The sequence below is a fragment of the Cohnella sp. LGH genome, from assembly GCF_017671885.1.
GTDB classification, from domain to species: Bacteria; Bacillota; Bacilli; order Paenibacillales; family Paenibacillaceae; genus Cohnella; species Cohnella phaseoli.
The window spans coordinates 4,813,940-4,826,734 of the sequence record NZ_CP072117.1; the positions used below are offsets into that span (position 1 = coordinate 4,813,940).

Sequence of the window (12,795 nt, forward strand, 5' to 3'; positions counted from 1 at the left end):
GCATGTGTGTGAATAGGGCCGCCGTAAAAAGTTCGATTTCCGATCAATTGGAGGATTTGTGGGTTGAACGGAAGAATGAAAAAGACTGGAGGTTCGCTTGGGCCGATGCTTGGCGATTTCCAGTCTTTGATAAGAGGTTTGACCGTTATTTTTATGCCTGGACAGTTATTTGGGGGGTGGACGCGAATTATTGTTGGGTTAACCCCCGCTGCCGCTGAGCCTCAAACAATAGCACCGTGGCCGCCATAGCGACGTTAAGCGATTCCGCGCGGCCGGTCATCGGTATAATTACATTCGTATGTACGAATTCGCCGACCGCCTCCGACAGCCCTGCGCCCTCGTTGCCGAAGACAAGCCAAACGCTGCGCGCGGCAAAATCATATCCATAACACGAGCGCGCAGCCTGCAAGCTCGTGCCTACAATAGCAGCTCCATGCGAAGCCGCCTGAGGCAGTAACTCGCCCAAATTCGCCTCCAGCACGGGAACGTGGAACAACGCCCCCATTGTCGCCCGGATCGTTTTCGGGTTGTACAAGTCGGCGGTCCCTTTGCCCAGCACGACGGCTGTCGCTCCGCTCGCTGCGGCGCTGCGAACAATCGTGCCTACGTTACCGGGGTCCTGTACGCCGTCCAGCACCGCGACTAGTCCGCGCTCCACCGAATACAGCTTTTCCTCTTCCAGCGGCCGCTTAAGCGCCACTGCGAAGATCGGCTGCGGCGTTCCCGTCTCGCTGCACTTGGCGATAATGTCGGGCGAGACGGGAATCCAAGCGCACCGCCGTCCTCCCACTCCCTCCAGACTACCGTCCGCTTCCTCCGGAAACTGCTCCAACACCCCCGAGCCCTCGTCGAAGGCCACGACTTCAAGCGGCCAGCCCGCTGCCAAAGCTTCCTTCACCAGATGAATGCCTTCCAGCAGAAACTTGCCCTCGCGATCCCGATATTTCCGTTCCAGCAGCTTGGCCCATTCCTTCACGCGCGGATTGGACAACGAGCTTATATAAGGTTCATAGTTCCGCATGCGCCTGCTCCAGCTTCGTTAGTTGTTCGTTCTTGCCGACGATGACGAGAATATCGTCGCGAATGAGCGGCTCGTCCGCGCTTGGCGTAATGTTCATCTCACCGCTGCGTTTCACCGCGAGCACGTTGCAGTTATACTTCAGCCGAATGTCGAGCTGCTTCAAATTTTTGCCGACCATCTGGGAAGGCAGCCTCATCTCCACAATACTGTAATCTGTGGACAGCTCAATATGATCCAAAATGTTCGGAGAGATCAGATGATGAGCGACGCGCAGCCCCATATCCCGCTCCGGGAATACGACTTTGTCGGCCCCGATCTTGTTCAGCACCTTGCCGTGCAACTCGTTCTGAGCCTTCACGATAATATAGGGAACGCCAAGATCCTTCAGGATCAAGGTCGTTAATATGCTCGCTTGAATATCTTGTCCGATCGCCACGACGACGACATCGAAGTTGCGAATGCCGAGCGAGCTCATTGCCTCTTCGTCCGTCGAATCTGCGGCGACGGCATGCGTAACGGTATGCGCTACGTCTTGCACGCGTTGGGCGTTGTCGTCCACCGCGAGCACCTCGTAACCCATTTCCGCCAAGTACTTCGCCACGCTCGAGCCGAATCGGCCCAGGCCGATGATGGCGTATTGTTTTTTGCCGTGCGGTTTCTTGGCCAATTCTATTCCTCCTAGCGTTCGTTAACATGCGCTTCATTATATCATAATCGCCCGCGGGCATAAGCTTCAAGCCGTTGGGGGACTCTATACGGGTATCTTTTCCTTCAAGGGGGTAAGTCCGTGGAATTGGACCTCAGACAAGCCATTGTACAACGAGTTCAGGGTAAGGAAGACGAAGAATTGACCGACATCATCGAAGGCTCGATCGATTCCGAAGAGATGGCGCTGCCCGGCCTCGGCGTCCTGTTCGAGATTATCTGGAAGAACAGCACCGCAGCCGCCCGTAAAAAAATGATATCCGTCCTCCAAAAGCAGCTGCCGACCGGACAAGCTTAACCGATGTCCCACGTCGCGTGCACCAGCGTTCCGTCCACGATCGTATAACGGACGACCGGAATGTCGCGTATTTTGCCCACGACAATGACGTCTGCCCGTTTGCCGGGTTCCAATGAGCCGATCGTCTTATCGCGACCTATTGCTCTGGCCGGATTCAAACTCGCCATGTTTACCGCTTGCGTCAGCGGAACTCCCTCCGCTTCCAGGCCGAAGATCGCATGAAGCAGCGATGCCGGATGGTAGTCCGAGCAGAGAATGTCCGCCACGCCTTTGCGGACGGCTTCGCTTGCCTTCAGGTTGCCGTCGTGGGAGCCGCCGCGAACGATGTTGGGCGCGCCTACGCAAACTCCCATTCCGCGGGAAGAAGCGAACACAGCGGTATCCAGATTCAACGGAAATTCCGACACCGTCGCCCCGAAGCCGAGCGAGCGCTCAACGGCCTCGACCGTATCGTCGTCGTGCGAGGCGACGGCGATGCCGGCCGCTCGCGCCCGTGCGGTAAGCGCCTTAAGCTTGCTCCAATCCACCCGGCCTCTGCGCTCCTGCAATTCCTCCACGATGACTGCGACCTCGTCGATCCCGACTCCTTGATTTTTCATCACATAGCGCTCGAACGCCCCCGGCCGATGATACTGCCCCTGACCCGGCGCATGATCCATCAGCGACACGTAGTCCAGCAGCCCTTCCTCAAGCAGACGCTCCGCCAGTCCGAATCCGGTCAGATGGGATACTTCGTATCGCAAATGCACGCCGTGACGAATCATTGCCCGCTCTTTGCGCATGGACGCAATCAGTTCAATCATCTCGCCGACAAGATGCTCGCCGCGCAGACTCAAACCCACTCCAAGCGACAAGGAATGCAGCATCGTCGTAATGCCGTGTCCGGCCAGCTTGCGTTCGAATTGAAGAAACGCCATCTCCATCGGGAACAACGTATTCGGTCGAGGCTCGACCTCCTTCTCGATCGCATCGCAATGCATATCGATCAGGCCGGGAAGCACCCAGCAGCCCTCCGCCTCGAGAACCGCCGTCTCGTCCCCGCTTCCGGCCTCCCCGATCGACGCAATGATACCGTCCTCAATCGCCAAATCCCCTTGACTCACGCCGTCCGGACGGACGACGAGGCCGCCCTTGATCGTCAATCTGCTGCCCATCGCGTCCCCGCCTTTCTTGACCGAGTGATAAAAGAGCCCACCGCCCCGAAGGGCGACAGGCTGCCGTTGCATATTCCGTTAAGGAGCGACTTCCAGAAATTCAAGCTCCGGCATCCGTTCCATCGCGGTCCGCATCGCGTACTCGTTCTCGAACAGCGCGACATTCACGTCGTTCTTATCCTTGACGAGAATCGAGTTGATGCGGAACTTCGTCGGATCGACCTTGCCGCCCACGACCCAGCGCGCGAATTGGAACTGCGTGCGGAACAGCTGAATATCGACGCCGTATTCGTTCTTCATCCGGTATTCGAACACCTCGAATTGGAGCTGACCGACAACGCCGAGATACGTATCCTCGAACGGGCCGACCGAGCGGAACACCTGCACCATGCCTTCCTCGGTCAGCTGATCCAGCCCTTTCAGGTACTGCTTCTGCTTCAGCGCGTTTTTGATCGATACTTTGGAGAAAATTTCCGGCGAAAACGTCGGAAGCTCGTTAAACACGATGTCGCGGCCTTCGCTTAGACTGTCCCCAATGCGGAAAATGCCCGGATCGAACAAGCCGATAATATCGCCCGGATAAGCCGTCTCGACGATGTCGCGATCCTGGGCCAGAAACTGCTGCGGCTGCGCCAGCTTGATCTCCTTGCCCGCGCGCACATGCCGCACGCTCATCCCGCGCTGGAACTTGCCCGAGCAAATGCGCAGGAAGGCAATCCGGTCGCGGTGCGCCGGGTTCATGTTCGCCTGGATTTTGAACACGTAGCCGGAGAATTTCTCTTCCTCTGGAGCAACCGTGCCGTCGGCCGTCTTGCGCTCGGTCGGCTGCGGCGCCAGCTCCAGGAAGTTCTCCAGAAATGTTTGCACGCCGAAGTTGTTAACGGCGCTGCCGAAAAACACCGGAGTCAGCTGTCCCGTCCGCACCTTCTCATAGTCGAACTCGTCGCCGGCCACGTCGAGCAGTTCAAGCTCCTGCGCCAGCTTCTCCGCCAAATAGTCCCCGGCCATCTCGCGAATGACCGGATCGTTGTAATCGGACGTCTTGCGCACTTCGATCTTGGAATGGTCCTTGCCCTGGAACAGCTCGACCTGGCTCTTCATCCGGTCGTATACGCCGCACAGCTCCCGCCCCATACCGATCGGCCAGTTCATCGGCACCGAACGAATGCCGAGCACGCGCTCGATCTCTTCGAGCAGCTCAAACGGATCTTGGCCTTCGCGGTCAAGCTTGTTGATAAAGGTGAAAATCGGAATGCCCCGCTTGCTGCACACCTGGAACAGCTTGATCGTCTGCGCCTCGACGCCTTTGGCGACGTCGATCAGCATGACCGCGCTGTCCGCAGCCGTCAGCGTCCGGTACGTATCTTCACTGAAGTCCTGGTGACCCGGCGTATCCAGAATGTTTACTTGCTTGCCTTCGTATTGGAACTGCATGACGGAGGAAGTAACGGAAATTCCCCGCTGCTTCTCGATCTCCATCCAGTCGCTCGTTGCGTGTCGCGCCGCTTTGCGCGCTTTGACCGAGCCGGCGGTATGAATCGCGCCCCCGTACAGCAGCAGCTTCTCCGTCAATGTCGTTTTCCCCGCATCGGGGTGGGAAATAATCGCGAAAGTACGGCGTTTCTCCACTTCCTGCCGCAATTCCTCGCTTGTTTTTTGGCTCATCCTCGGATAGTCCCTTCACGATAAAATAACAGCTTCCATTATAGCACAACAAAAGGGGCGCCAACCAAGTTGCTGTGAAACATAATCGATGCTAAATGAAGAGCCTATCTTCCCGCTAAGGAGAAAATAGGCTCTTCCGATCAACAATAATCGTCGGCATTGCGGTCGCGACAACCGTCTCGTCCAGCTCCGCGAAAATCAGGCCAAGCAGCAGTTCCGCAGTTTAGATCTGCACGACTTCCGCTACCGTCGCGCTCTTGTGAATATCCAACTCGCTGCGATATTCGACCTTGCCGATTTTGCAGCCCGGGCCGATCTCGACGCGATTGCCGCGGACTACGGCAGCTTCCGTATATTCCAGCACAACTGCGTCCCCTTCGATCTGCTCCGCGTTCAGAACGCTGTTGCCGCCCGCATGGACAAGGCTGAGCAGCTTTCGGGTACGGCTTCTCCGCACCATAATTTTCGAGCCGCCGATTTCCTTGGCTGTGCAAGGCCCGAACATGCGAACGTCCACCGTATCTGCGCCGAGCAGTCCCCTTATGCCAAAGGCTCCGTCCATTTTGAAGATTCCCGCCTCGCAGTCTCCGTCCGACGCGACATTCCCGGTGAACTTCACTCTTTCGGCTCGCAAGCCCGCCTTGACCTTCAGCTCGCCCCGGCCGCCGATCGCGCCCGCCTTCAGCCGGCCAAGCACCTCGCATTCGCCCGTCAATTTCATCTCGCCGACCGTTAAGCCGCCTGTGATCTCAAGCTCGCCGATCTGCGTCAGCTTGACGCAGTCCACATCGCCGGAAAACGTACTTTCGCCCGTCAGCTTCACATTGCGGAAATAACCGCCCGCCGAGTTCGTTTCCCCGACCATTCGAATATCTCGTCTCGTTTGCTCAGCCACCGATCTTCGCCTCCTTGCCGATTTTCGCTCCGGGGTGCGCCTGCAGTTCCGTCCTATATTCGACCAAGCCGATCGAGCAGCCTCGACCGATCCGTACCCGATTGCCGCGCACGACTTCCGCATGCGTATATTCCAGTTCAATCTCGTCGCCTTCGATCGACTCCACATGAAGCTCCGTCGCGAATCGCGGCATGATCCACGAGAGCAGCTTGTTCAGCGGACCGCTCGACTTCCTTTTGACCCGAATCGTCTCGCCGCCGATTTCCCCCGCTTTGCCCCGGCCGTGGAGAAGGACGTCCATCGTTCCGACGTTGAGCAGACCGCTCACCTCAAACGCGCCTTCCGCGCGAAAGCTCTCGATCTCGCAATTCCCTCCGACGCGAAGCTGTCCGTTTATCGAGAAGCTGTCTCCCTTCAAAGAGCCTTTTACTTTCATATAGCCGTCAATGACCGATCTCTCGGCCGACAAATCTCCTTCAACCCTAAACATGCCGTCCGCGTCCATCGTTATAGCGGCCAAGGCGCCGCGAATTTTCGTCATCCCGTCGCAATCGAAATCGATGCACACGATATCCCCTTCGACCGTGCCTACGCCGTCGATTTTGACTCTGCCGTATTCTCCGCCGCCCGCCGTGCTGACTCCGTTAATGATCAAATCTCCTTGATTGAATTGCTGCTGGCTCATCCTAATCCCTCCTACACCCATTTTCCTTTTAACTGTTCAATACATTCCGTCATTGAAATCCGCGCAACGACCTTCACGCCGCTTTCGAAGTACAATTCGGACGGGGCGGATAGCAGCGCGAACGACGAGACGCCCATCTTGCGCGTAAACACCAGATCGCAGGCTTTGCCCGCGAACTTCGGAAAATGCTCCCGCAGCGTCGCCAGCAACCGATCCCCCTCCTCCATGCTCATCTCGCCCGCCTGCAGCAGCTTGTCGACTACGTAAAAATACAGCAGCTTGTCGAACGTATAAACGAGCGCTCCGTCGTCCTCGGCGGCAAAACGCTGAAGCACGATTGACGAAACAATGTTTCGTTTCTCTAAATCGAATTTGCGCATTTCATAATCGGGTAGCACCGGAGACAGCTTATCGGCCAGTTCATCCAGCGACAAGTCGTCCTTCATATTCATGATTTTATCAATACGGGCCAAGATGAGATCGCGCGGAAAAAACGTTTCCTGCCCAGTAAACGTCGATTTGCGAATAAACCATTCCTCGGGAATGAGCTGCTTTCGTTTCCAGCGGTACAGCTGGCCGTAGGAAATGCCTTTCTCCTCCAGCAGGTCCTTCTTCGAAATGAGATTGGGTTCCATGTTAATCCCTCCACAGACATCGTAACATAACACTGTTACGTTGTAAAACGAAAAATAAGAGGCTGTAACCTAAGCCAACCGAGTTGCTCTGAAAGATAATCGATGAACAAGGTGAAGGTGTATATACCTCCCTCCGATGCTATACGCTCCTGAAATGGGAATAGGTAAACCCGTTAATCGGTGATTTCAGGAGCGTATGAGGCAGTCTACAGGAGGTATATACACCTTACTTTTTATATCGATCATCTCAGCAAACTCTGCTTAGGATACAGCCTCTTCTTAAACTACAGTACGCCTTGCTTACATGCTTGTGTTCGCATTTAGTGCTGGATTTGCCAACGTTCGGCGCGGCTGCGTTCCTCCCAGAACGTACGATACAGCCCGCCCTGCTCCAACAGTTCCTCATGCTTGCCGGTCTGCACCACCTGGCCGTCTTCCATCACCGCGATCAGATCGGCCTGGCTAATCGTATGCAAGCGGTGAGCGACCATCACCACGGTTTTGTTCGCGGCGAGCGCCTGCAGCGCTTCGCGAATATAGCGCTCGTTCTCAGGATCGATGCTTGCCGTCGCTTCGTCCAGAAGCACGATCGGAGCATCCTTCAGAATCGCCCTGGCGATGCTGATGCGCTGCCGCTGTCCACCGGACAACGTTCCTCCTCCCTCGCTCACGACCGTCTCATAGCCCTCCGGCAGCTCGGCAATAAACTCGTGACATCTGGCTGCCTTGGCCGCCGCAATCACCTGTTCCATCGTCGCCTCGGGATTGCCGTAACGAATATTGTCGGCAATGCTATCCGGGAATAAATACACATCTTGGAACACAATCGACACTTGCGACATCAACGTATCGTGCCTCATGCCTCGCACGTCTGCTCCGCCGATCGACACGCTGCCTTCGTTCGTATCCCAGAGCCTGGCGATCAGATTCAGCGTTGTCGTTTTGCCGCCGCCCGACGGTCCGACGAGCGCGGTCACGCCCTTGGCCGGGATCGTCAGGTTCACGCCCTTCAGCACCGGACTGTCGTCATAGCCGAAACGCACGCCTCGCAGCTCGATGTTATGCCCATGCGGCAGCCGCTCCTCTCCCGCCTTCGGTTGAACGAGATCCTCTTCCTGAATAATTTCGTTCAAATTGCGAACCGTCATGTGCATCATCCGTCTGTAAGCCATGTAATCCACCATCGGCAGCGGCTCGTACAGTACGGCGGCCAGCATCATAAAACAAAGGAAGCCTAGTCCGTCGAGCGAGCCGTCGGTGTAACGCCAGCCGCCGACCGCGATTACGGCAACGAAGCCCAGCTCGAAAACGATGCCGTTCAGCGCGGAATAGGGAGAGATTCTGTTGTTGATGGCTATACTGCTGCGGCGATATTCGTCCATCGTACCCTTGTAGCCGATGAGCGAGCTTCTTCCCAGACCGAAGGCGCGAACGACCGTAATGCCGCGGATAAAATCGACGATCCGGCTGTTGGCCCGGTCCCGCGCCTGCTGCAGGCGATCCATGACCTCCTGGAACCGGCGGTCGGCCATCAGCGTGACGAGCAGACTGAGCGGAATGCCCGCCGCGGCGACCAGCGCCAACGGCCAATCGATCCACAGCAGCGCGATCATCGTCACCGCCGGGGCAATCGTTCCTTTGATGAGCATGCCGACAAACGCCGGTAGTAGCCCCGCCATCATCGCATCCTGCTTGATCCGCAGTTCGAGAGTCGCCGTCTCCCGGCCGACAAAGAAGCCGAGCGGCAGGTTTTTCAGCCGCTTGCCCAGGTACAGACGAATATTGGAGGACAGCTTCGGATAAAACGGGAACAGCAGCTTGTTTTCCATGTAATACAGCAAGCCTTGAACCAAAAATCCGAGCCCCATCGCTCCGGCGTACAGCCAAGCGTCTTCGGTACGTCCGGCGAACATGCCGGCGGCCGCCAGCATGACGAAAATCGGAGCGAGACTAATAAACGGACTGGCCAACAGCGTCACCCAGTACGCCTTTTTGATCCGGTTGCGGTCCTTCTCATCTTCGGCGACGACGAACGATTTTTGGATCGCCGGGAGCGTGCCTAAGTGGCGATATGGATCTGCTGCCGCATCATCTTCCTGCCGCTGTGCAGCGCTTGGCGTTTGAGGCGGCGTCCCTGCTGCTGCCGGTCCGGCTTCCGCAATGACGTCCGGAACCGCAGCGGATGCCGCAATGCCGGAAACGAAGGCGGAATCGTTTGCCGGAAGCTGCGTGTACGCCTCCCACTGCTTGCGATAGCCCTCATAGGAAGCCAGCAGTTGCTCGTGCGTGCCGGTGGCGGCAACGCGCCCGTCCTCCACGACGACAATCTGATTCGCATGTACGATCGTATGCAGGCGGTGGGCGATCATCAGCACCGTTTTCGGCTTGCCGTTGGCCGGGTGAACCAGCTCGTTGATCGCATCCTGGATACGCGCCTCATTCTCCGGATCAATCAGCGCCGTCGCTTCGTCCAGCACAAGAATCGGCGCCTGCTTCAGGAACGCGCGCACGATGCTGATACGCTGTCGCTGCCCGCCGCTCAGCTTGCCGCCGCCTTCTCCGACCTGTGTGTGATAGCCTTCGGGGAGACTTTCGATAAAGTCGTGGCAGTTCGCCCGACGCGCCGCCTCGATCACTTCCTCGTCGCTTGCGCCCGGCCTTCCCATGCGAATGTTGTCCATAATCGTACCTTGGAACAAATACACATCCTGAAACACGTAAGAAATCATCTGCATCAGCGATTCGTTGTCCATCTCGCGCACATCGACGCCGCCGATGGAGACGGAACCGCCCGATACGTCCCAGAAGCGGGGCAGCAGGCGCGCAATCGTCGTTTTACCTGCGCCGGAAGGACCGACCAAAGCGGTGAAGGTGCCTTCACGCACCGTAAACGAGACATCCGTCAAAGCTTCCCGCTTCTCGTCGTAAGTAAATGATACCCCGTCGAACACAATCTCCGTACCGTTTGGCTGCTTCGCATGCTCCGGCTGCGGCAGCTCCGGCTGTTCCAGCAGAGCTGAAATTTTGCGGGTCACTCCCGCCAGCCGGAACGAAATTTGCCCGCTCGTCCGGAACGTCTTGAGCAGTGTATTGCCAATGCCGATCGTCAGCAAAATGAACAAAATAAACAGCGGAAGCGTAATCTGACCGGCGGCGAACAGCGCGATGCCGACAGGTACCACAACGAGCAGCGGCATCTGCGACAGGCCGGCCGCCAGCGATTTGCCGACCACGCTCTGCGACTCGGTGCGCTCGCCCAGCTCGCCCGATTGCCGGATAATCCGGCTGTAATCGGCATAGGCCGACTCGGATCGGGAGAACGCCCGAATGACCTTAATTCCGCACACATACCGCAGCAAGGCCGAGCTGATCAGCGTGTTGAACTCTGCAAACAGCGGCGCAAGCGGCTTGATCTTGCTGTTGGCATAGGAGAACGCGGCGCTCAGGATCGGAATGAACGCAAAGGATGCAAGCGCCAAACGCCAATCGAGCGACAGCATCAAAATAAACGTCAGCACCGGTATCGCAGTCGCCGACGACAGATCCGGAAGCAGATGCGCGACGCCCTCCTCCAATTGCTCGGCATCCTCGTTCATCGTGTGCTTGATGCTGCCGATATCGTTACGGTCGAAATAGCCGAGCGGAAACTTGGTCAGCTTATCCGCCATATCGAGCCGCACCTCGTAGATCATATCGTAGGCGGCCTTATGCGCCAGATTCGCCGAGAGCATCAGACAGACGCCCTTCGCGATGACCGCCGCCAGCGCGACGGCCGCAAGCTGCAAATAAACGTCGGCGTCTCCCGTCCGCTCCAAAATATGAGTGCACAAAAAATAGACGACCACGTACGGCACAAGTCCAAGCGCCGACGCCAGTACGGACAGCAGCATCGCCCCGAACACCGAACCTTTCCGCTTTAGCAGGTAAGGCTTTAATTTGGCTACAGGTGACGGGCGTTTGCTTTTAGCCTTCTTCTGAGACATAGGGATTCCCCCGCGAATAAACGATTTGAAAGAACTCTCCTATGTCCTAGTATATGAATAATGATAATCATTATCAATTACAAAAGGATAGATTTGCTTACTTTTTGCGAAAACTGCACCAATCAAGTGGTTGATATTTGAAAAACGCGAACGATCGTTCTATAATTAACGGTGAAACGGAGGATTCAGGATGGAAATCAGAAAGTTTCAAGCTTCGGATATCAGTCAGATTGTCCAGCTGTTCTATGAAACCATTCATTCTGTAAACAAGAAAGATTACACGCAAGAGCAGTTGGATGCATGGGCATCCAAAGAGGATGAGGAGCTTAGATTGGCGTCCTGGAGAGAATCTATGAGCAACAATATCTCCTTTGTTGCCCTAATCGAAGGCATAATCGTCGGTTTTTCCGACATGACCCGGAAAGGGCACCTGGATAGATTGTACGTTCACAAAGATTTTCAAGGACAAGGGATTGCTTCGGCATTAGTAAACACACTCGAATCTGAGGCAAGCAAATTGGGTCTTACTGAACTGGATACAGACGCTAGTATTACAGCGAAACCCTTTTTTGAACATCGCGGATATCAAGTAGTGAAGTCGCAGTGCGTAGAACGAAAGGGGATTCAATTAGTTAACTTCAAAATGATCAAACCGTTGCGTTAAACGTCTTTCTGGGCGAAATTTAGCGCGCGGGACAATTCTGTCCCTACGATCGGCGAAAGTTATGGTTTGTCGGCACTGACTTTAGCGGTTGGGGGCCAAGCCTCTTCTTTGTACGATCTTCCGTATAAAACCCTATTTCGAGCCGCCGTTTACGGCACTTTGTACGATAAATCGTATAAAAATTCCAGCTTTGTCGGTCACCCCGTCTGATTTGTACTACGGATCGTATAAAAGCTCTATCTTTGTCGGTCACCCAGTCCGATTTGTATGACGAATCGTATAAAATTCAAAATTCGGCGCTGTTCGAACCTCCTTCGCATGAAAAATCGTACAATGTGCACCTGCCCCCTCCCGCCCCATCAAATCAAAATTGAGTTACTCCTACGAACGATGTGCCAATTCATGCAGTTGACAAAATAACTATAAAAAAAAGCCGCCCGTAAACGGACAGCTTTTATCCTCTTAATCGCCAAGCAACAAAGCGCGAGCCGGAGCCGCATCGATGCCGGTCATCTTGAGCGGCGCGATGACCAACGTATAGTTGCCTGCAGGAACATCCTTCAGCCGCAAGCCTTCGACTATGATTACGTCGCCGCGCATTAGCGTGCGATGCGTCGGATACTCGGCCTGCGCGCGCTCGATGCCGAGCGCGTCCGTGGCGACGAGGCCGACGCCGATATCCGCCAAATAGCGCGCTCCGTCCTCCCGCAGGAACACGAAGTCCAGCAGAAATTCCTCGCTGTAGGAGCTCGACGTCTTCAGCAGGATGCGCTCGCCCTTCTGAATCGCGAACGGCTCAAGGTCTTCCTTCGTGATGTTTTCCTTCGCATGAGTCAAGTCTAGCACACGGGCAGGGCCGACGAGACGCTCAAGCGAGATCGTCTCAATGGTCTCGCCGCCAGCCAGCATATGCAGCGGCGCATCGACATGCGTTCCCGTATGCACATTCATCGTCAGCAGGCTTTCATGCGGCTTCCCTTGATCGTGATTTTGCACGTTCTCGATGCGGGGCTTCTTGGCCTCGTAATTTTTCCATACCTGCATGCCCTCTTCGATCGTCATGCTGATATCGTATATTTTAGGCATGAGC

General features: G+C 55.9%; 11 protein-coding genes. 2 read left to right on the forward strand and 9 right to left on the reverse strand.

The window, feature by feature from the left end:
• Positions 1 to 187: 187 nt before the first annotated feature.
• Together J4772_RS20765 and J4772_RS20770 are read right to left on the reverse strand one after the other, a co-directional pair.
• Entirely contained in the window at positions 188 to 1,021 is an 834-nt protein-coding gene (locus J4772_RS20765; RefSeq protein ID WP_209071227.1) for a TrmH family RNA methyltransferase, read from the reverse strand.
• Complete coding sequence (locus J4772_RS20770; protein ID WP_116063338.1) at positions 1,008 to 1,688, reverse strand: potassium channel family protein; 681 nt, start codon at positions 1,686 to 1,688, stop codon at positions 1,008 to 1,010. Before J4772_RS20770 ends, J4772_RS20765 begins: the two co-directional genes overlap by 14 nt.
• A 120-nt stretch (positions 1,689 to 1,808) precedes the next feature.
• On the opposite strand from J4772_RS20770, the gene sspI reads away from it, so the two are divergent.
• The gene (gene sspI / locus J4772_RS20775; RefSeq protein ID WP_209071228.1) at positions 1,809 to 2,024 is read left to right on the forward strand and encodes a small acid-soluble spore protein SspI; all 216 of its coding nucleotides are present in this window, start codon (positions 1,809 to 1,811) and stop codon (positions 2,022 to 2,024) included.
• Here the strand turns inward: sspI and J4772_RS20780 are convergent.
• From J4772_RS20780 to J4772_RS20805, 6 genes are all read right to left on the reverse strand, one after another.
• The gene (locus J4772_RS20780; protein ID WP_209071229.1) at positions 2,021 to 3,178 is read right to left on the reverse strand and encodes an alpha-D-ribose 1-methylphosphonate 5-triphosphate diphosphatase; all 1,158 of its coding nucleotides are present in this window, start codon (positions 3,176 to 3,178) and stop codon (positions 2,021 to 2,023) included. The two genes, sspI and J4772_RS20780, sit on opposite strands and share 4 nt — an antisense overlap.
• 78 nt (positions 3,179 to 3,256) lie before the next feature.
• Positions 3,257 to 4,843, reverse strand: a complete 1,587-nt coding sequence (locus tag J4772_RS20785; protein WP_116063341.1) for a peptide chain release factor 3 — start codon at positions 4,841 to 4,843, stop codon at positions 3,257 to 3,259.
• A 223-nt stretch (positions 4,844 to 5,066) separates the two neighbouring features.
• Positions 5,067 to 5,738, reverse strand: coding sequence for a hypothetical protein (locus J4772_RS20790; protein ID WP_116063342.1), 672 nt, complete (start codon positions 5,736 to 5,738; stop codon positions 5,067 to 5,069).
• Positions 5,731 to 6,423, reverse strand: a complete 693-nt coding sequence (locus J4772_RS20795) for a hypothetical protein (protein WP_209071230.1) — start codon at positions 6,421 to 6,423, stop codon at positions 5,731 to 5,733. The genes J4772_RS20790 and J4772_RS20795 overlap by 8 nt, the downstream gene beginning before the upstream one ends.
• Positions 6,424 to 6,434: 11 nt before the next feature.
• The gene (locus J4772_RS20800; protein ID WP_209071231.1) at positions 6,435 to 7,058 is read right to left on the reverse strand and encodes a YhbD family protein; all 624 of its coding nucleotides are present in this window, start codon (positions 7,056 to 7,058) and stop codon (positions 6,435 to 6,437) included.
• A 320-nt stretch (positions 7,059 to 7,378) separates the two neighbouring features.
• Positions 7,379 to 11,041 carry an ABC transporter ATP-binding protein gene (locus J4772_RS20805; RefSeq protein ID WP_209071232.1) on the reverse strand — a complete coding sequence of 1,221 codons (3,663 nt, stop codon included), beginning with the start codon at positions 11,039 to 11,041 and terminating at the stop codon, positions 7,379 to 7,381.
• Between the two features lie 190 nt (positions 11,042 to 11,231).
• Between J4772_RS20805 and J4772_RS20810 the strand changes: the two genes are divergently transcribed.
• On the forward strand, positions 11,232 to 11,705 hold the full coding sequence (locus J4772_RS20810) for a GNAT family N-acetyltransferase (RefSeq protein WP_209071233.1): 474 nt from the start codon (positions 11,232 to 11,234) through the stop codon (positions 11,703 to 11,705).
• A gap of 462 nt (positions 11,706 to 12,167) precedes the next feature.
• On the opposite strand, the gene J4772_RS20815 is transcribed toward J4772_RS20810, so the two are convergent.
• On the reverse strand, positions 12,168 to 12,791 hold the full coding sequence (locus J4772_RS20815; RefSeq protein ID WP_209071234.1) for a cyclase family protein: 624 nt from the start codon (positions 12,789 to 12,791) through the stop codon (positions 12,168 to 12,170).
• Between the last annotated feature and the right edge of the window lie 4 nt (positions 12,792 to 12,795).